Here is a 21,951-nt window from a genome sequence, read left to right on the forward strand (position 1 = left end):
ATCATCAATCCACTAACCTTCCTCAGGTTCCGATTCATCACCATTTTGGAATATACAATATAGACATTGTAATCACCGAGCTCATTGTTCGACGTTCAGATGCTCCTGCAAATTCGTAACCGCAATAACCTTTCTCCCGCTTGCCGGGTCATATTTCCACAGATGAAGACCCGTATCACCTGTCGGAATATGAATGTCGGTATGATAAGGAAGATTCAAGAAGCTCCGAAATAACATCGAGATCATCCCGCCGTGAGAAACAATGCAGACGCTTTTCAACTCACGTTCGTTATCGAAGGTAGTAAACAGCTTGGACATGAATTGCTCGGCCCTTGCTCTGAGCTGTACTTCAGATTCCCCACCATCAATAGCATCATGCCGTTTCCTTCCGCCCAGGGGCAGAGGGTACTTTATCAAAGCCTCTTCTCTCAGCATCCCCGCGATAACCCCATTATTTTGCTCCATCAAATCAGGATCATAGGTGACGGGAACTTTTGTCGTTTCGGCGATCATGATAGCGGTCTGCTTGGCCCGCTGAAGCGTGCTGGAAAAAATCGCATCCAACGCATAAACACGATGAATCCAATCCGCCAGCAGCCGTGCTTGCTGTTGACCGAGGTCTGTTAAAGCATAATCTGCCCATCCTTCACATCGATTTAGAATATCCGCTTCCGACTGTCCATGTCTGACGACTAGAATTTCAACCATATGCAGTCCCTCACTTACATCCTTCAGCGTTTATTGTTTGTTGCCAACGGCGATCCAGCGCCCGTCCACATCCTCAAACACAAGCTCATGATTGTTATAATCCGTTATGGTTAACGGTCTGACAATCTTCACGTTCAATTCCATGAGCTCCTGCTCGATCTCTTGTTGTCCATCCGCAACAAAATAGGCATCGTACCCGTAACCGTAACGGATTCGATTCGGCACGACCTCCACGTCTGTCATCGTTAATACGATTTCAATGGAGTCCCTGTATAGGCACACATGCGGTTCGTCTGCATCAAGATAGTTCACGGCACGGAACCCGATTTCCTCATAAAACTGACTTGTCCTCTTGATATCAGATGTCGGAAAGATTTGCAAGCAATGGGAAAACCCTGTACTCATGGTTCTGTCTCCTTATCTCCTGTTCTAGCCCTCTTCATGACGACTCTACTGCTAATCCTTCATTTCCCGTATATCCCGGATCGCTCATGTGATCGGATCTTCTCCCGGATCCCCAGAAATTGACGCAATGCCAAACAGATGAAGAACCGCTAAGTAGAATGGGTAAAGCGCCAATCCCGCTATGGCAATGAGTCCTGTTACAGGGGTGGGTTTGTCGGCCGGATTCGTGATCGGGAACCATGCAGCCGTAATGTATACCAGCATCATGAAATAGGGAATCCATAAAATTAGAGCAAAAAAACTTGCTTTGCGACCGTTTAACCAATATCGGACCAGCTTCGGAACCCCCCAACCCGACAGAATGAATCCAGCAACGCAATAGACTAAGGTCAGCGCATTCACGTGATCCAGGTCCCACCCTGTCAATCTGCCAATCCGGTACACGTTGACCATCAGTTCAATCCCGGCAAAAGGGAACAGCGCATACAAAGCAGCCGCCATATTTAATCGAATGATGAAGTTCATATCCACTCTCCTTGCACGCATTCAACTGTAACCGATATGCGGCAGGCCGCTTTATGAAATCAGCTCTTTAATCAAATACAAGTTCAGATCATCATCCGCGCATACAATGTCGCCCGGCACCACAGGTTCGTTGTTGTACATGATCCCGTTGCCGTCCGGAATATAACCGCGCCGTACATATATTCTTTGAGCCGCTCCATAGTCTCTGTATAATCCCACCCCGATGCCGATACGCGGCAGTTTCTTGCTCACGATGATCTCGAATTCTTCTATGATCCGATTGGCGATCCCGTTTCTCCGATACTCGGGAAACACGTTCAGATCATTGATTTCCGGAATGTTCTGATCCCGAAAATACGGATAAGCCGACTCATATTTCAAATGCGATACGCCGGCCAGCTCACCCTGTACAAAAGCCAACAACGTGATGCGTATGCCGATTTGGTTTTCAAATTCACAACGATCATAATACTCATCCGATCTTTGTATCTTTTGCTGTTCAAATGTTTCTTTCCAAATACGTTTAAGGTCTGCGTTATCCAAAACTTTCAATGTAATGTCCATAGGGTTACCTCGCTGTTATGTATTGGTATGGTGAGTACCGTCAACCTCTATTTTAATGCTTTTCCTTAACTTGGTAAATCATTCCGCAGCAATTGATGCATGAAATCAAAACGGCCAAGACGAATGTCCCGGCCGCTGCCCGATTTTTACCACAAATAACCTGTTGATAAGCAAAAAACTCGGTCTCTGCTACTTTCTGGCCGACATCAGCATAAACATCGGACGGTGACCTTCTTCCTCCCATTCGGGATGTGCCGCCAATTGTGCCTCAGAAGGACCCCAGTCCTCAACATGAGTTATGGTAAAGCCAAGCCCGATCAACATATTGAGATAGGTGCCCATCGTCCGGTGCTGCTTAATTACGCCTTCTGCAAGCCAATTCGTTGTACGCGGTCCTTCTTGCTGGTAATGATCAACCGGCCAAGTTTGATGCCCGCTAGGATGCTGAATCCATTCGGGACGGCTTGAAGCCGTGTATATCGGATGCTCGACGGAGCATACCAGGCTTCCCCCGGGCTTAAGTGAACGGTGCACTTCCTTTAAGAGGCCCTGCAAGTTTTCAATATAATGAAAAGCGAGCGAGCAATACACCAGATCATACGTTTCAGAATCCAGCTCCAAAGTCTCCAGATCCGCTTTGATATAGCTAATGTTGGAGTCCTGCGTTTCGGCCTTCCCCCGTGCCAGCATATTCTCGGACACGTCAACCCCAATCACTTTTTCGGCGCCGCCATGCTCCCTCGCCCATCGGCTGAACCAGCCGAACCCGCAGCCTAAATCAAGAACGCTGGCACCGCTCAGATCCGGCAGCATCGATCGCAGCGTTTCCCACTCGGGAGCGCCGTCCAAGCCATGAACGGAACGACTTAATTGGCTGTAACCCTGAAAGAATCCTTCATCATCATAAATGTTTTGCGTCATCACCGTTATAGCACTTCCTTCGCCTAGAATATCTCTTCTAAACTTACTTTCTTCATGCGTGGTTCTCAAGTTTATGTTTGTTTCTGCCTTAAACAGGATCAAACACCCATAAAAAAGCGATATCTGAAGATCGCCACCGATCCTTCAAATATCGCTGCATTCTAACTTTTCCTTCGTTCGGCCCGAATAATTCTTCGTATCGATTGCTCCGTTAAATAATAACGTTCAGACAAGGTACGAATGGAATCACCCTTCATATGACACTTGAAAATGTTCCGATTCCGCTCGTCCAGATCTCGCTTGGCTCCGGTTTGTTCTCCCCAGCCCTTGCGGTTCTCCGACTTTCTGGGAATATAAATATAACTTCCATCAATATACTGCTGAATGGTTTTGATTACGTGTTCCGGCAAAATATGTTGTGCTTTTTCGTATTTCATACTCCTTGCCCCTATCTACATGGAATCGTGTAAATAGTGAGCAAAGCCTGCACAAATATAACAGCGGCTAATTCATGTTGGAAGTAGGCTCCGAACAATTTCTCTGCCCGTTATTTCCGTGCAGCTTTGCCCGGAGCCTGATTTAACCACGTGAACGGTCGTGCTCCTAACGTGAGCCATCATCATTTTCACCTCGCCCGATTGGATGATACAAAGTTCATTCGCTTCCCTCTATTGTAACAAATTCGATTTCCCTTGTGTCAGGTTCAAATAACGATATGACGAGTTCTCCCGATCCCACACCTACCCAGCAACCTAGTAGACAAACGAATGTAAAAAAAGCTTACTGGGCCGTTAAAATCAGCGGTCCATCCTTCGTGATAGCGATCGTATGCTCATATTGCGCCGACAGCTTGCCGTCGGCCGTTCTCGCCGTCCACTGATCGTCGTCGATCGTGATACGGAACGTACCTTCGTTGATCATCGGTTCAATCGTAAACACCATGCCTTCCTTTAACCGAATGCCTTTGCCGGCTACGCCGACATGCTCGAAGTTCGGCTCCTCGTGCAGACTCCGTCCGATCCCGTGCGCCAGCAGATCGCGTACGACCGAGAACCCGTTCGCTTCCGCATGTTGTTGAATCGCCGACGTTATATCGCCAAGCCGGCCCCCGGGGAGTGCCCGGGCGATCCCCAGATCCAGGCATTCCTTTGCCACCTTCATTATGTTTTGCGCCTCCGGCCGGATATTGCCCACCGGATAGCACCAGCACGAATCGCCGAACCATCCGCCGTATTCCACGACGATGTCAAGCTTCAGCAGGTCGCCATCCATCAGCGCCCGGTTCGAAGGAATGCCGTGGGCTACCACATCGTTGACCGATGTGCAGGTTTCGGCGGGGAAACCGTTATACCCTTTCGTAAACTGCTTGCCGCCCAGCTTGGTGATGTGTCTGGCAACAAAGTCATTGATCTCCCGGGTGGTGATCCCGGGCTCGATCAGTTTGGCCACCTCGCGGTAGCAGTCCGCAACGATTTGGCTCGCCGGCTTCATCTCTTCGATTTCCCTAGGTGATTTTAAAATAATCATCTATGTTTATTCGCTCCTTATCAGCTCTATAGTTTTAAAAACCGCACGATATCCCTGGCCTCCTCGTGCAGCATTCCTCGTCGAAGCGAGAGCGAGGCGCAGCCGACCAAGGCGGCCAGCAGCATTTCCGCGCGCTGCAGCCGATACGGCGGCTCCGCCGCGTTTGCTACGGCAGCGGCTGCCTCGTTCGCCGCACGCTCGCTTTCCAGCAGCGCGGCAATCGGCGCGAGCACCTCCCGGCGAAAGGCGGCCGTGAGCGGGGCCGAGCGCGCTTCAGGCAGCGCGGCAAAGCCCTCACCGGCCAGCTTATGCAGCAGGAATAGGGCGTGATCCTCCGCCCAAAGCTGCAGCAGCCGGACGCCGGCGGCGGCGACGGGGCTTAGCTCTGCGCCAGCGGCCGTTTCGAGGCTTGTGCTGCGGGAATCCGCGGCAGCCGAGTTACCGATGTCAGCCGCCGTAGCCAAAGGCCAGCCCGCAGGCGCCTCTCCCGAAGCCGATGCGCACAAGACCTTCGGAGGGGCGTTCAGCGGGACCTCCAGCCATTCCCCGGTCCGCTCCAATGCGTCCCACAGGAGATCGTGGAGCAAATCGCCCTTATTGCTGTAATAATGGTATACCGTTCCATAGCCGAGTTCCGCCTGCGCAGCCACATCGCGGATTTCCAGTAAAGGCCCTTTATTCAAAAACACATCGGCAGCGGCTTTACGGATTTGCGCCAGACGCCGCAGCCGGATTTCTTCGTTTTGTTCCTTCGTGCGTGGAGTCATCTCGTCCGTTCACCTCTTTTATTTTTGACCTACTCTTATGTCAATATAAAACATCGGCTTGCGAATAACAAGGGTTTAGCTGGAGGATTTGCGCCTCAGCCTAGCCGTCGGTGCTTGATCACGGGTTAGCCTTAAACGGGCGACCTGTTTGGAACATTGCTGCGCTATCGGTTCTATGGCGCTTAATCAGCACTAATACTCACTAGTGTCACTTACAACCATTCGACTTTAACCCGCTTTTACGCACTCGCATACACTCTTCCGGTCAAGCACCGATTGATCGTTACAGGCCATAAATTCTGTTAATCCCCAGGCTAGGGCCAAAGCACGTTTTATTTCAGAATCATAATACTAGGACCTTTCTCCTCTTTTAAACGTTCATTCCGGCCGGCGGACGCCGAGCATGGTATACTCTTCCCAACAATTCCGTGATTAAGGAGCCTGTACCGTGTTAAAAGAACGCATTGATTACTTGTGCAAGAAGAAAGGAATATCCCGCAAAGAGCTGGTTGAAGGATTCGTGACGACCGCCCACTTTGCGAACATCCTTGCCGAACGATATCCATTGCCCGAAGATCTTGCCGGGCATCTGGCTCAGCGCCTTCAAGTGTCTCCTTCCTACTTGGTGGAGGCAGGAAACACCGATCAGGATACGCTGGAGACCGCAAATCGCATTTTTGAAGAGCTTTCCCAAACGGCTTCGCTTCTATCAGAAGAGCGTATCCACGATCTACCGGATCGCCATGACTGTTTAACGGTGGAGCTCACCGTAGCTTTGATGAAAGCCATCTATTACCAACAAGTGAATGATGCGGTATCCCATGATTACCTGCACCAGAACTACCTGAATTTTTACCTCGAGAAGTATGGGCGCCCCGATGATGCCGAGCTCCCGCTGCCTGCGAAGAAAGCGATGCTTTTCTACAAAATCCAATTCTACCGGTCCAAAAACCGTTATCATGAGGCTTTAAGCCACGCGAACCGGTTAAGCGAATATGTGCAGGAAGGGACCGATTTATGGCTGACTACGCAAAACTTCAAGATGGAGGCCAGCATTTTTTTGAAGTTATACGACCAGGCCAAGCAGGTGTTTGATGGAACGATGCGACGCGTTTATGAAGAACGGCTATTTCACCGCTTGACCGATCTGTACATCGCTTACAGCGGTTATTGTTACTCGATGGGATTGTATCAGGAAGCGCTGGTCACCCTCTCGATGGCGGAAGCCAATCTGGTGTATGCGGTAAACCAGGGGAATATGTTATCCACCATCATGAACAACCGGATCATCATGCTGACGATGCAGGGAGAGCATGAAAAAGCGGAGGAAGAAATCCGGCGTTTTGCGGAACTTCTCGAACGGGAATCGGCGGAGGTACGGGAGCAATTCCGTCCGATCCTATTGATTTACCGCTGCGAGTCGGCTGCGGCTCAAAAACAATGGGGGCTATTAACCCAGTACATACAAGAGCTCAAATCGTTAGAGCTGACAACGGATCAAGAGATGTCCGCATTTTTTTATCAATGCCAGCTCGCTTTGGCTCATGGACACCATGAAGAATTTATGGAGTATGCCCTGAAATGCCTGCCGTATTACGAATCCGCTCAGCTCACCATGCGACTAGAATCTTTATATGAAGCATTGGCGGCCGTATCGGAGGAATCAAGGAAATACAAGGAGTCCACCGTTTATTATAAAAAGCTGGTCTACCTGCTTCGAAACAAATAATTCATGCGTTAGAAGGTCGAAACGACCACCTTCATTCGCAAAACTTTCGTCATGACTTACCGTTCATTTGCTTTGCAACCGAATCAACCTGATTGAACCCTATGAATACCGCAAAAGTTTCTCCGAAACGATCAAGTTCATTCCATCATATTGCCCGAAGTTTTGTTTCCTTGCCAAACCATTGTCGCCACAGCTCCCCGAGGCTAACATTGAATTATAAATAATTCTTCTAAGCGAGGTGCTCGATTATGGGATGGTTTAGCAAAAAGAAAAGTCCGCAGGATGCGCTGGAGAAAGCAGATCAAATGATGAACAAAGGTTTGACGGGTATGATGATGAAGGGCTTAGTGCCGAAAGAACATCGACACGCCATCAATCAAAGTCTGGAGCAAGCGAAACAGGCACAGATGGCAGCGACCGGCGCCCTTTCGTTAACGGCGACCGCCCACGTACGATCCGTACGGGATACCGGAAAGCTGATCAATTTTGATCCGGTCGTCATCCTTGAACTGGATGTCACAGAGAACGGAGGAAAGCAATATACCAAAACGCTGGAAACGCTCGTATCGAAACTGCAAATTCCGAGAGCCGGTGATACCATCGGCCTCGCTCAGCATCCGGCCAATCCATCGGAACTGGTCTATATGGGGCTGATAAGCTGAATGCGACACGTAGAAAGGACCTGAATCAGGTCCTTTTTGTTGTTATATGCCTGCAGCTTCCTGCAATTTTTCGTTCAACATTCGGAAGGCTTCGTGAATGCTCTCTTTTGGCGTCTTGCCGTACCGTTCCCCGATGTTGACCTCCGAATAACACTGATCTTCCCCTGCCTCGTTCAGATAAGCGACCAATCCGACGCCCGTCGCACGGTACACATCAATCAGGATCGGTTCCAGCTGTTCCTTATCCATTTCAAAGTACACATGGAACATATTCGATACGGGCACGGCAGGCTTCGTCTTCACGCCTCGGCACTGGCCGAACATCGCTGCGAGCTCTTTGGCTTCTTCGTAATACCGGCCCATGCTGCCTATTCTTTCCGCATAATAATAATCCGAGCTGATAATATACGGGTAAAGACTGACCAGATCGCCGCCATGCCTTCTCTTCCACACTTTGGACTTTGCCGTGAAATCGGTCCCGCCGGCCAGAACGGCGCCGGCAATCCCGCCGATGCCTTTATAGAAAGATACATACACGCTGTCAAATAGAGCACAGATTTCTGCAGCCGTTTTCTGATAATACGGTGTAATCTCGAACAATCTTGCCCCGTCCAGATGCAGCTTGATGCCTTGAGTACGGCAATAGGCCGAAATGGCCTCCAACTCCGCGTAATCAGGCAGCTGCCCTCCGATTTCACGCTGCGGCAATTCCAGAAGCAGACATGCAATGTCACGATCCAAACGCTGCACGTCCTCAAGCGTAATCAAACGCTCCTGATCGCCAAGCAGAATCGGTTCGATATGATGCAGCTCTTTAAGCCCGTCCTCCTCATGAATCTCCAAATGGCAAAGCGGGTGATACGCCACTCGCTTCAGATCCGCATCATCGCACCAGATCCGCAAAGCAATCTGCTGCGCCATCGTTCCGCTGGGAAAGAATACCGCCGATTCCTTCCCCAGAACCTCTGCCATTCGCGTCTGAAACTCTTCGATGATGGCGCCCTTTCCGTATGTATCCCCCATCTGCGACCCATCCGCGCTGCGAAATGCCTCGAGCAGCACTTCAACATTCCTGCGGCTATGGCCAATCAATGGGTATGCTGTTTCGCCGTAAGACTCGCCAAGCGATTTTCGTTGTTCTCCCATGTCGCAATAACTCCCCTTGTTTCATTGATTTTAAGCCTAATCTCTTTACATTGAATGAACCACCCTTTTAGCATACTAGATAAATGAGCAAGTGAAAAATAATTTTGATGACCTAACTTTTCGGAAAAACTTGACAATAGGGGAGGTCTGAAATAACATTGTATATGAGCATATGTTCATATTAAAATTTATTCAGCTTTTTGAATCATTCGTTCAACATTCTTAGGGTTTATCTGAAGGGAGTTTTCGATTATGCATCATCACAACCACCAGCACGGTCATGACCACAGTCACCATGATCACGCCCGCTCAGGGAATAAGAAAGGTCTTGCCATCGCCCTGATCATCACGCTCGGCATTATGATTCTAGAATTTGTGGGAGGTTTGCTTACCAACAGTCTGGCCCTGTTATCCGATTCCGGCCATATGCTAAGCGATGCCAGCGCTTTGCTGCTCAGTCTGGTCGCTTTATGGTTTGCAGCAAGGCCCTCATCGCCGAACAAGACCTACGGCTTTTACCGTTTCGAAATACTGGCAGCACTATTAAATGGCGTCGCCCTGTTTGTAATCGCCGGCTTTATCGTCTGGGAGGCGATTCAACGCTTTGATGACCCGCCGGCCGTTGCCAGCGGCAGCATGATGCTCATTGCATCCATCGGCTTGTTGGCTAATCTTCTGAGTGCCTGGTTCTTGATGCGGATGGGCGATGTGAAGAACAATGTGAACCTGCGAAGCGCCTACCTTCATGTCATCGGCGATGCGCTTGGCTCCGTAGGTGCTATTGTCGCCGGGATTCTCATGATTGCATTTGGATGGTATATTGCAGATCCTATGATTTCCATTCTGGTTTCGATCTTGATCCTGAAAAGCGCCTGGAGAATTATACAGAATACCGTTCATATCCTCATGGAGGGTGCACCTGCAGCGATTAACCCTGATGAAGTAACGAAATCCCTGCTGTCCATTCCGGGAGTCACGGGCATCCATGATCTCCATATTTGGACGATTACGTCCAATTTCGACTCCTTGAGCTGCCATCTTGTCGTAAAGGATGACGTGACTGGTTATGAGATCCTTCAACAAGCGATTGATCTTCTGGATAGTCGATTCCACATCGAGCATTCAACCATCCAGATTGAGAACAGCGCCATCGCTCATAAAGAAAATAAAGTGTGATCTGGTTCCTGCGGCAGTCTTTCCGTTCATGAAAAGGGGAAATTCGGCTGCCGAGGTTTACACTTTTTACAAGCTCGGTTGACCTCCATAATGAGACTATCAAGACATTCTACGTAAGTTACCACGAAATCCTGAATGTCTGATAGGGAGGTTGCCATGAATAACGATATATATACGCTGGAGAAGCTAAATGAATATCGGCAAGCACATTGGGACGAACTGGATCGTCAAGGAAGATTCATTATTCATGATGAGATCGGCGTTGGTGAATCGGAGTTAAATGCGAGGAATCGTCGACTTATCGATAAGCTTTACGGGTTCTTTCGAAAGCGGAGATCACGATAAACCCATTCAAAATCCTTATAAGCCAAAAGAGCAAGCGCGGTTGTACGCGCTTGCTCTTTTTTACGGGAATCACGCCCGCCAGATCTGCTTAAAATCCAGCCATCCCAGATTATTAATGACAACTCCCTTGTAAGAAGGATGCAAACTTGCGAAGAATCTTGTATGAATCAGGAATGATACATGCGCTTCCTCCCGCAGCCTCTCCTCGATGTTCGATAAAATGCTCAACCGCTCCTCGCACTGTTCGCTGGCAAGCGCGTCATCGATGCATTCTTTTACCCAATCCTGCAGGGACGGATCCATGAACTCTTTGACAATGCTGCCCTCCTGCTCGTAATTCTCGATGATGCATACTTCTTCGCCCGGAAGAACTAGGCCGTGCAATATGCAGTCCATACTATTCACCACGTCGGGATGCAGCATGGTATCCATACGTATCTCCCGGATCATCAATGAAATCCCAACGGAAGCACACTGATTCTGGATCCATTCGGCATCCTTGATATGATTGGCCAGCGTTGCCATGATGACGGGGGAACCGTCGTAACCCGACTGTCTCAGCAGCGACTTGGCGAACTCGGGATCATAACGGTCTTTGCGGTAAGGCGCTTGTTCATCCATAATGAACCCTCTGGCCGGATAAAGACGATTGTCGCCCAGCTCCCGGATCATCTCCGAACGGTTCAGGATCAGATTGAATGCGCGGCGAAATTCGACGGATTGAAACGGCCCCTCTTTTTTCATATTCCATGTAATCAAAGTCGTGCAGCCTTCGGAGGATTCTATGATATCCACAGCATGATGGTCGCCGCCATGACCGAATTGCTCCGAATCCTGCAGCAGCCGCTCCCAACTGACGTTGCAATGCTCGGCATCTTCCGGCATCATAATGATTTGGATGCTGTCCAAATGCGGCCGCCCTTGATAATAGTGGGCATTCGCGTGAATGGTCAGCCTTTCCTCGGCCCATTCAACCACCTGAAAGGGCCCCGTTCCGACAGGAAGCCTCCAGAACTGTTCTTCATCGTGAATCAGCAGATGTTTAGGCACGATGGACATGCATATGGAACTGAGAAACCGGATGAAAATCCGATTCGGCTTATTCAGGATAAAACGGACCTCGCGGGGCGACACCGCCTCTACGCTGTGCAGTTCACGCACGATCCAAGCATTCCGTCGATCCTGACCCAAGCGCTCCACCGTGAATTTTACGTCCTCGGCCGTTAATTCCTTGCCGTCATGGAACAGAATCCCTTTACGAAGATGAAACGTCCAGCTCGTTCCATCCTCGCTGCTCTCCCAATGATGCGCAATCACAGGCATGTATTGATCCTTTGCTTTATCGTATACCACCAATCGATCGAATATTTGCTGGATCATATGAGCTTGAAAACTGTAATAGCACTCGGCGGGGTCCAAGGTTTCGATCAGCCGATAAACCGGCAGCCGCAGCGAATCCCTGGCTTCTTCCTCCCCTTCCTTCATCTCCTTGCAAAAGCCAAAATGCCCATTCATCCACTCCACGTAGGAGTCGTTGGTCCGAATGCCTTGTCCGTAGGTACGAAGCAGCTCAAAGGCTTGCTTGTATTCCCCTTTTTCCGCGAGCTGTTGTGCCGCTTCCTGAAGCAGTTCTGCTTGATCCGCTTGAAAGGTCAGCTTGGACCGGTTTCCTCGCCCGCGTCCGGCTTTCCATAGAATCCAGCCCTTCTCTTCGAGCTTGCGCAAAACGAGCTTCGCGTTGCGCGTCGTGCAATAAAGCGTGTCGGCAATCTGCTCAAGCGTCACTTCCGTTGCGGTATGGACTGGAGCGTTAACAGCAAGCTTCCGATGCAGCATGAAAAATTGTTCGTACAGCATTGCGATCCGCTCCCCCCTTGGTAAAATCCAATACGTTTATTCTACTTGGAGATCGTTTCGAGCGCGAGTACCTTTTCGGTAGAAATCCATTATATTCAAAAAAGAACGGCTCTATTCGCCCTAAACCGTTAGCCTTAAACCGCACATCCTTATTACATAACAGAAGCCCTTCGTTTCATATCAAGCCATCAAGTTCCGGCTTATGAACTCCTCCGCTTCGTTCAATTTTAATGTAAGCTCGATGCCGTCGGACATGTTCTTCAATCGAAGCACGCCAGCCGCCGCTTCATCTTCGCCGATCAGAATGGCATAAGGGATGCCTTCGGCCGAAACGGAGGCTAAGGTCTTTTTCAATTTGCGCCGCAGGGTAGCCAATCGGGTACGAATCCCGCGATTCCGAAGTGCCGCAGCAGCCATCAATCCTTCCGGGACAGCATCTCCTATCGGGATAACCACAACGTGTGGCCTGTTCGTTTCAACCACCCGGTCCCGAAGCATCTCCATGATGGATTCCATGCCGAACGAAAGCCCTACCGTCGGATATGCCATATCTTCCCGTCCAACAAGCTGCCCGATGATCGCGTCATATCTGCCGCCGCCGCCCAGACTTGAACGAAAAGCATGGGACGCGTCGTAAATTTCGTAAACGGTTCCCGTGTAAAACGACAAACCCCGGGAAAGAAACGGATCAAATACGCAGATGTCCTGCAAACCGACACGCTGCAGCAGGCTTTGCAGGATTTGAACTTCGCGCGCGCCCCGCCCCGGCTCCAGGTTGTATGTTCTGGTAATCTGCTCAAACGTCGGTTCCTTGAGATCTACGAAGCTCAGGACGCGGCGGCAAATTTCCGGATCAATCACCTTATCCGCGAGCTCTTTCCGAACCCCTTCCCTCCCGATCTTGTCCAGCTTATCCAGTGTCAACATGACGGATGAACTTAGGTCGGCCGGTACGCCCATACCTCCCAGGAGTTCACCCAGAAAGCCACGATTGTTCCACCTGAGGACGATCGGAATTTCAAGTCTTCGGAACACCTCGACTGCGAGCTGCATCAGCTCCGCTTCCGCTTCCGGACCCGCAACCCCCACCACATCGACGTCGCACTGCAGAAACTCCCGCAATCTGCCCCTTTTGACAGGGCCGTCCCGAAATACCTTCCCCATCTCATATCGCTTGAATGGCTGGCTGATGCCTGGGTTCAGCGCGATCACCTTGGCGAACGGTATCGTCAGGTCGTAGCGCAGCCCCAGCTGTCGCGCTCCCTGATCCGTCAGCTGATACATCTCCTTAAGTATTTCTTCTCCTCCAGCGTACTTGGAAGACAGCAGTTCCAATTCATTCAGGATGGTTGACTCCATCTCCGCGTAATCGTAACATTCAAACACTTCGCGAAGCGTCGATAGCACCTTTCTCCTTACAGCCTGTTCCTGTCCAAAATAATCATATGTCCCTTTTACGTTCTGCATCGCTGCTCATCCTTTCGTCCCGAGAAAATAAAAAACGCGCCGGACCTCATGGTCCCGCGCGCTTGGTATGCGGCAGGGAGGCCAACGCGAACAGCGTTAGCCCGCCCTGTAGATTTACAGGCGTGCTAACGCTGCTTGTGATGATGAAGTTGATTCGATTTGATGCTGTTCATGTCATAATCCCCTTCACTTTAAGCCATTGATTAAGGGGAATTATAGCGCAGCTGATCTATATATTCAAGGGCAATTCCTCTTAGATGGTTCGGGACCAATGGCGATGGGCCGCAATCGCATCAATGAAGGCTTGGCCGAACAGCTTCGAATCCTCATTCTCTTGAGCGACCACGATCCCTTCACCGCTCGCCGCCGGAAGCAGATTCATTCCTTCGGCGATGGCCGCGATCGGTTTGAAATGCTGATAAGCTTCCTTGATGAAGTCCAGCACCTTCTGCTCCGTCAGGAGCTCTGACACGCTTAGCGCCCCGCCCGCGACAAGCACCGCGTCGAATAACACGGAATCCGCCCCCAGGAGCGAATGTTTCACTTCCAGTTCTCCGCCGGATTTGCCTGCAATGACGCCAAGCTTCGGGCTAACCACTTCGGTGATGATGCCGGCTTGCTGAAGCTGCGCAAGCACGAACGGAAGCTCGTCCGTAAATCCATTGCCTGCAAGCACAGCCACCTTGCGCGTTAACGGGAGCTTCGCGGTGTTCATCATGCTGAGAGCCGGAGAGGAGTCTTTGGAAGCGGAGCCCCTGGTTTGGGGAGGAATGGTTCCTAACCCTTCCGAAATTCTTGTCGCGAGTTCGCTGTCCACATTCGCAAACAGGTCGACGATCTGCTGGCGGATCTCCTTCCGCTGCACTTTGCCAAGCTCGAACTGGAATGCGGATACGATATGCTGCTTCTCCACCTCGGACATGCTGTTCCAGAACAAAGCCGCCTGGCTGAAGTGATCCTTGAAGCTGTCGCTTCGGGCTTGCACCTTGCGACCCTCCACCTTCTCGGTATAATGCTCGTAGCCGCCTCGTTCGGCTGGAACGGGCTTCGGCGTGTTGCCCGCAATGCCGTTCTTATGATAGCTGACCGGCCCCTTATTGATGGTCATGCGGTGCATCCCGTCCCGTTGGTTGTTATGAACCGGTGCAATCGGACGATTAATCGGAATTTCATGGAAATTCGGCCCGCCCAGACGGGACAGCTGCGTATCGGTATAGGAGAACAGACGTCCCTGCAGCAGCGGATCATTGGTAAAATCGATGCCGGGCACGACATGACCTGGATGGAATGCAATCTGTTCCGTCTCCGCAAAGAAATTATCCGTATTGCGATTAAGCGTCATTCTTCCTATGATTCTGACCGGAATGATCTCTTCCGGCCATATCTTCGTCGGATCGAGGATATCAAAATCAAAATTGAATTCCTCGTCCTCCCCGATCATTTGAACGCCAAATTCGAATTCCGGATAGTTCCCCGTGTCGATGGCATCCCATAGGTCGCGGCGGTTAAAGTCGGGATCCTTTCCTGCCAGCTTCTGCGTTTCGTCCCACACGAGAGAATGAGTGCCCAGCACGGGCTTCCAGTGGAATTTCACAAAATGCGCCTTTCCTTCCTCGTTCACGAAACGGAAGGTATGCACGCCAAAGCCCTCCATCATTCGGAAGCTTCGCGGAAGCGAACGGTCCGACATCGCCCACATCACCATGTGCGCGCTTTCCGTGTTGTTAGCTACAAAATCCCAGAACGTATCGTGAGCGGACTGCGCCTGCGGAATCTCGTTATGGGGCTCGGGCTTTACCGCGTGAACGAAATCGGGAAACTTCATCGCATCCTGTACGAAGAATACAGGCATGTTGTTGCCAACCAGATCATAGTTGCCCTCTTCCGTATAAAATTTAGTTGCGAAACCGCGCACGTCCCGCACGGTGTCGGCTGAGCCCCTGGAGCCCGCCACCGTCGAGAACCGGACAAATACGGGCGTCACGACGGAAGGATCCTGCAGGAATTTGGCTTTGGTATAATCTTTCATCGATTCATATAACTGAAAATAACCATGGGCTCCAAAACCGCGGGCATGCACAATGCGCTCAGGAATTCGCTCATGGTCGAAATGCGTCATTTTCTCTCTGAAATGGAAGTCCTCCATTAACGTCGGACCGCGTTCGCCAGCCTTAAGCGAATGCTCGTCCTCAGAGACCGTAAGCCCCTGGTTCGTGGTCAAGCTCTTACCGTCATTGTCTACCGTAAATTGTTCCAGCTGTTGGTCCTTGCTCGTCTTGTTGTTGCTGTTGTTGACATTCGAATTGGAATTTGAATTGTCCATGATCGGAACCTCCTGGTATGTAGTAGATGTGTCTCTGACGAGTGTTTCCCTTGGTAACAGGTCCGCTTGCGAACCCGTCATCTAATTACCCTGCAATATGGAATACGAATCCAGTTTCATGCGACCTTCATAAAAAGCTCATGCAATCGAGCTGCAGGCTTAGCGCCGGGACATTCAACGTCTTTCCCTTGTCAATAAAAAAAGCAGCCTCCCTCTTCAGAGGTCGGCCGCAATGTAAAACTGTAATGGCTTAAATCCCTGTCAGTTTATCCGGATTTCTCACGATATAGATATCCTGCAGCAATCCATTCCGGATATTGAAGAAAACGACGCCCGTTACGTTCCCGGCTTGCCGGAAAACAACCCCGGTTTGATGGTTCAATTCCCTGACCTCGATCTCCGGCGCAACACCATCCTCCAGCAGTGCTTGGCGCAGAATGCCGCTAAGAAAACGGGCAACCCGCTCCCGGGTTTCGACCGGCCTTGCCGCCGCGATCACTTTACCGCCGCCGTCGGCCAGAAGGACGGCATCGTCCGCCAGCAGGGACAGGACATGTTCGGCGTTTCCCTCGGACAGGGCCGTGAAGAATCGCTTTACCCATTCCTCCTCGACGGACCCTACGCCAATCAGGTCCTCCTCCGTGATCCCCATTTTTCCTCTTGCCCTGCTCATAAGCTTGCGGCAGTTGGCCTCGGTTTTATCGATCAGCCCGGCGATTTCCGGGTAATCGAATCCCAGCGCTTCCCGCAGGACGAATACGGCCCGCTCCGAAGGAGACAGCCGTTCGAGCAGAACCAACATGGCATAAGAGAGCAGCTCTTGGTTCTCGATGGTCTCATAGGTCTCGCTGTAGGATTCCGGAATCGGCTCGGGAAGCCAAGGACCGAAATACTGCTCTCTCCGATTTCTGGCTGACTTGATCTCGTCGAGACAGCGATTCGTCACCATTTTGCACAAATAGGCTTTGGGCTCCCGTATTTGTTTGATGGGAAGGCTTTGGACCTTCACGAACACATCCTGTACCGCATCCTCTGCATCCGTAACCGTTCCGGTCATTTGATACGCCAGATGAAACAGAACACCCTTATACTGTTCATACAGCTCTAACATACCGTCTTTTCATCCTTTCAAGCTGGATTGTCCCTTATCTAACGAACCATGCTGGAATAATTCCACATGAACGTTTTGACCTTGTAAGCCAGCTTTCCTGTGATCATCAGATCCATTCCCCAGGCACGTGACCACACCAGGCCGTGTCCGGGTCCCAATCCAACCGTATACCCTTCATTTACGCTCCTGTGCTTGGCGGCTGGGGTTCCGGTTACATCCGCCTGCACGATGCCGCCAAGCCGCGCCGCTTGCGGAATCGCTTCCTTGCATGTCATCCGGTCTGCGGCACCGCTTACGGGATCGACCACATGCGCGCAATCGCCGATGCCGTATACTCCCGGCGCATCCTTGACACGGTAGCTTTCATCGACAACGATCTGCCCGTCCGCCGTCACGGGCAGCCCCAGGCCTAGCAGCGCGGGGTTCGGAGCCAGACCAAGCGTCCACACCGTAAGGCCGACAGGGATGGAAGCTCCTTCAAGAAAATGAAGCTGCCCCTGTTCCTCCTTAAGCGCTCTTCTCCCCTGATGAAGGACTATGCCAAGCTCGGTTAGATATCGTTCAAGCCGTTTCCCTACTTTGGCAGGCCCTTCGAGGAACAAGCGATCCTGAGCATTGAACAGGTGCACCCGAATATGTTCCGGGTCTAAACGGAGCTTACCCGCCTCAGCCCGCATCGCATGAATCAGCTCGGCCGACGTCTCAATTCCGGTAATGCCTGCACCGGCTACGGCAATGCTCATCAGCCGCTGCTTCTCTTGAGCATCCGTTTCTGCTGCTGCCAGCCTAAGATTGGACTGCCAGCGTTCCCGGATACGTTCCGCCGCTTCCATGCCTGTCAGCGATATGCCGCCTTGTTCCGGTGCTGCCTGGCGCACGACGCTTCCAATCGCCATCACAAGGACATCATACTCCATCCTATGCTCCTGCCCTCTGCCGTCTTCCAAGTTCAGCAGCTTGCTCTCCTTGTCAATGTTAGTCACCCTGCCCTGTATGAAGCGGGTGCCTTCCGGCATGACCTGTTCCCACGGGACGGTTATGCTTTCCCCACTTACGGCAGGGCGGAATAAAAGCACTTTCCGCACATGGGCGGAACCTTGATCGATAAGGAACAATCGCAGCTTTCTTCCGTTCAGCCCTTTCTGGCAGCCTTTATGAATGGCTTTGAGGGCATGTATGCCGGCAAAGCCTCCCCCTACGACAACGCATGTGAAATCCTTTATCAATACAACCCATCTCCTTTGGTTTATGCGATTTGCACATAACACGAGAAGGGGGCTGTTTTTGTGACATGACTGCCAACTTTTTTAAGGGAACTGACTGCTCTTCATCAGCAAGCCCCATAAAAACTCTCTTTGATGTCCGATTCATCCTTAAAATCAAGCCAATATGTTGCGCTAATCCTCCTTCACACGGTCCGATATCTCAACGAGGCGACGTATTCCCTCATCCAGCTGAACTTCGCTGATATAAGAGTAACTGAGCCTGATCCACGATTCCATCCGATCCAGCGGATCGCATATCCGTCCAGGAACAAACGCTACCGATTCCGCCAAGCATTGCTGCAATAACGCATCCACGTTGATCGTTTCCGGCAGCCGTATCCATAGATTCAAGCCGCCTCCCGGGCTGCTCCAGCTCCAATCCGTAGCCGCCAGCAGGTTCTCCATCCTCGCTTTTCGAAGCTCCAGCGCAATCCGAAGCTTGGCCACATGCTCCTGCAGCCTGCTGGAGAAGAAATAATGCTGAAAGATCTTTTGCGTCAACAAGGGCGTACCGTTGTCCGAAAGCGCCTTAACCGGTACGATTACCTTCATCAGCTCCGGACGTGCGGCCAGGACCGATATCCGCAGGCCAGGGGCAACGTATTTGCTGAAGCTTCGAATATGAATGACGTAACCCTCGGTATCGTAATAAAAAAAGGGCAGCGGCGGCGGATCTCCAAAATAAATGTCATGATAAACCTCATCCTCCACCAGAATGCATTCATATCGTTCGGCTAGTTCAACCAGCGCCTTGCGCTGCGTTGCCGGTACCGTATATCCTGTCGGGTTTTGAAACGTCGGGTTCATGTAGAACAGCTTCGGCTTCTCCGTCCGCATCATATATTCGATATGTTCCAGGTCGTATCCTTGCGGCGTAATCTCGATGGGGAGCAGATTGACATTTTGCTGAACAAAAACATCAATCGCCGGGCTGTATGTCGGCCGTTCGATCAATACAGCATCTCCGCTTTTGACGAGCGAACGCGAAATCAGATCAATCGCTTGCTGGGATCCCGTCGTAATCAGCAGTTCTTCCGGATGAACCGCTATGCCCTGCTTCTCCATGAAATACCGGGCCATTTCCTCGCGCAGTTCCAAATCTCCGGACACCGAAGAATAAGTGCTTAATACCTTCGGATACATGTCAAACACTTGTTTGACGTGGTTGGACAAGAATGCATTCGGCAGCAGCGCAGGATCGATCAGCGCTTCCGACATCTGGTAATCGACCTGATGCCTGTGAATGTCGGACAAGCGGCTGCGATTGACGTACAGCGATCTGGCCTGATATTCCCAAGGCGGGCTGAATGCAAGGGGTTCCGCCGAAACGTCTTCTGCCTTACCCGCCACAAAATACCCTGATTTATATTTCACTTCCACGATGCCATCCTCTAACAGCTGTTGATAAGCCTTCAACACCGTTAATCGATGAACCTTCAAACGCTCCGCCATAACCCTAACCGACGGCAGCTTGTCAGACTCCTTCCACTCCCCTGTTGCAATGCCCTTCGTAACGGTATCGTAAACCAGCTGCTGCAATGTTCCTTTTCCTGCCTTTTCATCCATCATCGAAAGCTTCATCCGTACTTTCCCCCTGATCTATTTGCAGGCGAATCTGTTCTAACAGACCCGAATCTGTTCTATTAACTACCTATTATAGTATAGAAAAAGGAGGATGCAGCATGATTATTTTTAACTACTTATTAATGTGCGCCATTTTCAGCACCACGTTTCTCGCGATCAAAATCGGCGTGGAGGCTGGGCTGCCGCCATTTCTCTCGGCGGGGCTTCGATTTCTTCTGGCGGGCGCCTTCATCTTCCTGTGGATGATATTGCAGCGCAAGGCAAAACCGAGCCTGCTCTTGCGCAAGGAATTCCTTCTGATCGGGATGACCAGCACGTTTCTGACGTTTGCGACGCTGTATTGGGCCGAGCAGCATGTAGCTTCTGGCATTGCCGCCATGCTGTCGGCTACGGGCCCCATGATGATCCTGATGATTCAATCCGTTGTCATGCGGAAGAAAGCCCGGCGCAGCGATTACTGGGGCTGCGCGGTCGGATTTGCGGGCGTGTGCGTGCTCATCATGCCCAAGCTGGCGATCGGGAGCGACCTCATCTGGATTCTGAGCTGCATGGTCATCCTTATAGGCGAAATCGGTTATAGCGTGGGCTCGCTTGCTACCCGCAAACTGTCCTTTGACATGCCGGATATCTCGCCGATTACGATCAATGCGGTGCAGATGATGCATGGGGGCTTGGCTTTATTGCTTCTATCCTTGTTCAGTGAACGCGGGCAATGGACTGGGCTGACAACGATGCCGGCCATAGGATCCGTCTTATATTTGACAATCGTCGGCTCGATGCTGGGCCATAGCCTGTATGCCTGGCTGCTAAAAGCGACGAATGCCTTTTTCCCGTCCACCTGGCTCTTCGTGTCGCCGATCATCGCGCTGGGACTCGGTGCATTTCTGTACGGCGAAACGATTTCACTTTATTCGGTCCTAGGCAGTTTGTTCATTATCGGCGGGATTCTGATCGTGAATCTGCCTGAGCTCCGGACACGTTTCATGTCGCGCCGCATGGCATCAAGCTCAGGATAAAGCGTGGCATGGTTCCCCGAATGAATGGACAAACGGAAACGGCTGCGACCCGTAATTCTCGTTACGTGTCGCAGCCGTTTTATGCTATGTGATCCTATTGTTATGTTACGATTCCTAATCCACTTTGGCACGATAAGCATCCGCGGTCAGCAGTTTGCCTAGCGCTTCGTCCAGATCGCCTTCCACCTCTACCTCCATAATCCATCCGCCCTCATACGGCTCTCCGTTCACAAGCTCAGGCTGGTCTTCCAAGGAGGTATTCACTTTCGTAATGGTTCCGGAAACAGGGGAATACAGCTCCGAAACGGTTTTGACCGACTCAATGGTGCCGATGCTATCGCCTGCGGCAACCGCAGCGCCCGTCTCGGGAAGCTCTACGAATACGATATCGCCCAGCTGGCACTGCGCATGATCGGAAATACCGACGCGCACCACATTCCCATCAACCCTCAATGCCCATTCATGATCGTCGCTGTACACCAAATTCTCTCTGATTTCGCTCATTTTCGAATACTCCTCTTTTCTTAAAAAAATGAAATTAAGGTGAATGAAAAAAAGGACGCGAAAAAAGGCTTTCGCCTTCTCTCTGTCCTCGGTACCTGAGAGTTTGTGATCGGCCGCCTCTTAACGGTTCGATCTTTCCCCTTGGGTGGCTTGCGCACTCTCCAGAGCTGCGTCGGATGGCGGTTCGTTTACCTGAGAGATTACTCGTCAGCCCGGCAGGCATAACGGTTTGCTCCTTCGGTGCCGCTCGGGTTATCCCCAACTCGTTAGCGGTCTCTCCCATCCATCGTCATTCGCATATTCGGTTGGCTTATTCTCCCACAGAATAAAACAGGGACGAGTCGATGTC

21 protein-coding genes and 1 riboswitch are annotated in these 21,951 nt (G+C 51.1%); of the genes, 5 read left to right on the forward strand and 16 right to left on the reverse strand.

Translation table 11 applies throughout. The annotated features are described in order from the left end of the window. Positions 1-81: 81 nt before the first annotated feature. From GYMC10_RS17930 to GYMC10_RS17965, 8 genes are all read right to left on the reverse strand, one after another. The gene (locus tag GYMC10_RS17930) at positions 82-708 is read right to left on the reverse strand and encodes a histidine phosphatase family protein (RefSeq protein WP_015735834.1); all 627 of its coding nucleotides are present in this window, start codon (positions 706-708) and stop codon (positions 82-84) included. 30 nt (positions 709-738) lie between these two features. Next, on the reverse strand, positions 739-1,113 hold the full coding sequence (locus tag GYMC10_RS17935; protein ID WP_015735835.1) for a VOC family protein: 375 nt from the start codon (positions 1,111-1,113) through the stop codon (positions 739-741). A gap of 84 nt (positions 1,114-1,197) precedes the next feature. After that, positions 1,198-1,638: a hypothetical protein gene (locus tag GYMC10_RS17940; RefSeq protein ID WP_015735836.1), complete on the reverse strand. Its 441-nt coding sequence runs from the start codon at positions 1,636-1,638 to the stop codon at positions 1,198-1,200. 51 nt (positions 1,639-1,689) lie between these two features. After that, a complete protein-coding gene (locus GYMC10_RS17945) occupies positions 1,690-2,202 on the reverse strand; it encodes a GNAT family N-acetyltransferase (protein WP_015735837.1) in 513 nt (170 codons plus the stop codon). Between the two features lie 189 nt (positions 2,203-2,391). Beyond that, positions 2,392-3,123 carry a class I SAM-dependent methyltransferase gene (locus tag GYMC10_RS17950; RefSeq protein WP_015735838.1) on the reverse strand — a complete coding sequence of 244 codons (732 nt, stop codon included), beginning with the start codon at positions 3,121-3,123 and terminating at the stop codon, positions 2,392-2,394. Positions 3,124-3,284: 161 nt separating this feature from the next. Then, positions 3,285-3,560, reverse strand: coding sequence for a CD3324 family protein (locus tag GYMC10_RS17955; protein WP_015735839.1), 276 nt, complete (start codon positions 3,558-3,560; stop codon positions 3,285-3,287). A gap of 343 nt (positions 3,561-3,903) precedes the next feature. After that, positions 3,904-4,650, reverse strand: coding sequence for a type I methionyl aminopeptidase (gene map, locus GYMC10_RS17960; RefSeq protein WP_015735840.1), 747 nt, complete (start codon positions 4,648-4,650; stop codon positions 3,904-3,906). Positions 4,651-4,676: 26 nt separating this feature from the next. After that, the gene (locus GYMC10_RS17965) at positions 4,677-5,417 is read right to left on the reverse strand and encodes a TetR/AcrR family transcriptional regulator (protein ID WP_015735841.1); all 741 of its coding nucleotides are present in this window, start codon (positions 5,415-5,417) and stop codon (positions 4,677-4,679) included. Between the two features lie 448 nt (positions 5,418-5,865). Between GYMC10_RS17965 and GYMC10_RS17970 the strand changes: the two genes are divergently transcribed. After that, complete coding sequence (locus GYMC10_RS17970) at positions 5,866-7,146, forward strand: hypothetical protein (RefSeq protein ID WP_015735842.1); 1,281 nt, start codon at positions 5,866-5,868, stop codon at positions 7,144-7,146. Between the two features lie 248 nt (positions 7,147-7,394). Continuing rightward, positions 7,395-7,808, forward strand: a complete 414-nt coding sequence (locus tag GYMC10_RS17975) for a hypothetical protein (protein ID WP_015735843.1) — start codon at positions 7,395-7,397, stop codon at positions 7,806-7,808. Positions 7,809-7,850: 42 nt separating this feature from the next. On the opposite strand, the gene GYMC10_RS17980 is transcribed toward GYMC10_RS17975, so the two are convergent. After that, positions 7,851-8,954, reverse strand: a complete 1,104-nt coding sequence (locus GYMC10_RS17980; RefSeq protein ID WP_015735844.1) for a threonine aldolase family protein — start codon at positions 8,952-8,954, stop codon at positions 7,851-7,853. 252 nt (positions 8,955-9,206) lie between these two features. Here GYMC10_RS17980 and GYMC10_RS17985 point away from each other — a divergent pair, with 252 nt between their 5' ends. Together GYMC10_RS17985 and GYMC10_RS17990 are read left to right on the forward strand one after the other, a co-directional pair. Then, complete coding sequence (locus GYMC10_RS17985) at positions 9,207-10,130, forward strand: cation diffusion facilitator family transporter (RefSeq protein ID WP_015735845.1); 924 nt, start codon at positions 9,207-9,209, stop codon at positions 10,128-10,130. Positions 10,131-10,286: 156 nt separating this feature from the next. After that, positions 10,287-10,475, forward strand: coding sequence for a hypothetical protein (locus GYMC10_RS17990; protein WP_015735846.1), 189 nt, complete (start codon positions 10,287-10,289; stop codon positions 10,473-10,475). A gap of 69 nt (positions 10,476-10,544) precedes the next feature. Here GYMC10_RS17990 and GYMC10_RS17995 read toward each other — a convergent pair whose 3' ends face one another. From GYMC10_RS17995 to GYMC10_RS18020, 6 genes are all read right to left on the reverse strand, one after another. Continuing rightward, positions 10,545-12,332, reverse strand: a complete 1,788-nt coding sequence (locus tag GYMC10_RS17995; protein ID WP_015735847.1) for an SgrR family transcriptional regulator — start codon at positions 12,330-12,332, stop codon at positions 10,545-10,547. 180 nt (positions 12,333-12,512) lie between these two features. Continuing rightward, complete coding sequence (locus tag GYMC10_RS18000; protein WP_015735848.1) at positions 12,513-13,799, reverse strand: histidine--tRNA ligase; 1,287 nt, start codon at positions 13,797-13,799, stop codon at positions 12,513-12,515. Positions 13,800-14,052: 253 nt separating this feature from the next. Next, positions 14,053-16,122 (reverse strand): catalase, encoded by a 2,070-nt coding sequence (locus tag GYMC10_RS18005; protein WP_015735849.1) that lies wholly within the window; start codon positions 16,120-16,122, stop codon positions 14,053-14,055. Between the two features lie 250 nt (positions 16,123-16,372). Beyond that, the gene (locus tag GYMC10_RS18010) at positions 16,373-17,233 is read right to left on the reverse strand and encodes an RNA polymerase sigma-70 factor (protein ID WP_015735850.1); all 861 of its coding nucleotides are present in this window, start codon (positions 17,231-17,233) and stop codon (positions 16,373-16,375) included. 38 nt (positions 17,234-17,271) lie between these two features. Next, positions 17,272-18,459 (reverse strand): NAD(P)/FAD-dependent oxidoreductase, encoded by a 1,188-nt coding sequence (locus tag GYMC10_RS18015; RefSeq protein WP_015735851.1) that lies wholly within the window; start codon positions 18,457-18,459, stop codon positions 17,272-17,274. 171 nt (positions 18,460-18,630) lie between these two features. Then, the gene (locus GYMC10_RS18020; RefSeq protein ID WP_015735852.1) at positions 18,631-20,079 is read right to left on the reverse strand and encodes a PLP-dependent aminotransferase family protein; all 1,449 of its coding nucleotides are present in this window, start codon (positions 20,077-20,079) and stop codon (positions 18,631-18,633) included. 101 nt (positions 20,080-20,180) lie between these two features. Here GYMC10_RS18020 and GYMC10_RS18025 point away from each other — a divergent pair, with 101 nt between their 5' ends. Next, the gene (locus GYMC10_RS18025; RefSeq protein WP_015735853.1) at positions 20,181-21,098 is read left to right on the forward strand and encodes a DMT family transporter; all 918 of its coding nucleotides are present in this window, start codon (positions 20,181-20,183) and stop codon (positions 21,096-21,098) included. Positions 21,099-21,212: 114 nt separating this feature from the next. Here the strand turns inward: GYMC10_RS18025 and gcvH are convergent, their stop codons facing one another. Next, the gene (gene gcvH, locus GYMC10_RS18030) at positions 21,213-21,602 is read right to left on the reverse strand and encodes a glycine cleavage system protein GcvH (RefSeq protein WP_015735854.1); all 390 of its coding nucleotides are present in this window, start codon (positions 21,600-21,602) and stop codon (positions 21,213-21,215) included. Positions 21,603-21,773: 171 nt separating this feature from the next. Further along, positions 21,774-21,894, reverse strand: a riboswitch (glycine riboswitch). Positions 21,895-21,951: the final 57 nt, after the last annotated feature.

The organism is Paenibacillus sp. Y412MC10, assembly GCF_000024685.1.
In the GTDB taxonomy this organism is placed as follows: Bacteria; Bacillota; Bacilli; order Paenibacillales; family Paenibacillaceae; genus Paenibacillus_AQ; species Paenibacillus_AQ lautus_A.

Coding starts and splice junctions, on each gene's coding strand:
- GYMC10_RS17975 (WP_015735843.1), top strand. CDS start 7,395: ATGGGATGGTTTAGCAAAAAGAAAAGTCCGCAGGATGCGCTGGAGAAA.
- GYMC10_RS17985 (WP_015735845.1), top strand. CDS start 9,207: ATGCATCATCACAACCACCAGCACGGTCATGACCACAGTCACCATGAT.
- GYMC10_RS17990 (WP_015735846.1), top strand. CDS start 10,287: ATGAATAACGATATATATACGCTGGAGAAGCTAAATGAATATCGGCAA.
- GYMC10_RS18005 (WP_015735849.1), bottom strand. CDS start 16,122: ATGGACAATTCAAATTCCAATTCGAATGTCAACAACAGCAACAACAAG.
- GYMC10_RS18000 (WP_015735848.1), bottom strand. CDS start 13,799: ATGCAGAACGTAAAAGGGACATATGATTATTTTGGACAGGAACAGGCT.
- gcvH (WP_015735854.1), bottom strand. CDS start 21,602: ATGAGCGAAATCAGAGAGAATTTGGTGTACAGCGACGATCATGAATGG.
- GYMC10_RS17950 (WP_015735838.1), bottom strand. CDS start 3,123: ATGACGCAAAACATTTATGATGATGAAGGATTCTTTCAGGGTTACAGC.
- GYMC10_RS18020 (WP_015735852.1), bottom strand. CDS start 20,079: ATGAAGCTTTCGATGATGGATGAAAAGGCAGGAAAAGGAACATTGCAG.
- GYMC10_RS17940 (WP_015735836.1), bottom strand. CDS start 1,638: ATGAACTTCATCATTCGATTAAATATGGCGGCTGCTTTGTATGCGCTG.
- GYMC10_RS18025 (WP_015735853.1), top strand. CDS start 20,181: ATGATTATTTTTAACTACTTATTAATGTGCGCCATTTTCAGCACCACG.
- GYMC10_RS17965 (WP_015735841.1), bottom strand. CDS start 5,417: ATGACTCCACGCACGAAGGAACAAAACGAAGAAATCCGGCTGCGGCGT.
- GYMC10_RS17935 (WP_015735835.1), bottom strand. CDS start 1,113: ATGAGTACAGGGTTTTCCCATTGCTTGCAAATCTTTCCGACATCTGAT.
- GYMC10_RS17930 (WP_015735834.1), bottom strand. CDS start 708: ATGGTTGAAATTCTAGTCGTCAGACATGGACAGTCGGAAGCGGATATT.
- map (WP_015735840.1), bottom strand. CDS start 4,650: ATGATTATTTTAAAATCACCTAGGGAAATCGAAGAGATGAAGCCGGCG.
- GYMC10_RS17980 (WP_015735844.1), bottom strand. CDS start 8,954: ATGGGAGAACAACGAAAATCGCTTGGCGAGTCTTACGGCGAAACAGCA.
- GYMC10_RS18010 (WP_015735850.1), bottom strand. CDS start 17,233: ATGTTAGAGCTGTATGAACAGTATAAGGGTGTTCTGTTTCATCTGGCG.
- GYMC10_RS17995 (WP_015735847.1), bottom strand. CDS start 12,332: ATGCTGTACGAACAATTTTTCATGCTGCATCGGAAGCTTGCTGTTAAC.
- GYMC10_RS17945 (WP_015735837.1), bottom strand. CDS start 2,202: ATGGACATTACATTGAAAGTTTTGGATAACGCAGACCTTAAACGTATT.
- GYMC10_RS17955 (WP_015735839.1), bottom strand. CDS start 3,560: ATGAAATACGAAAAAGCACAACATATTTTGCCGGAACACGTAATCAAA.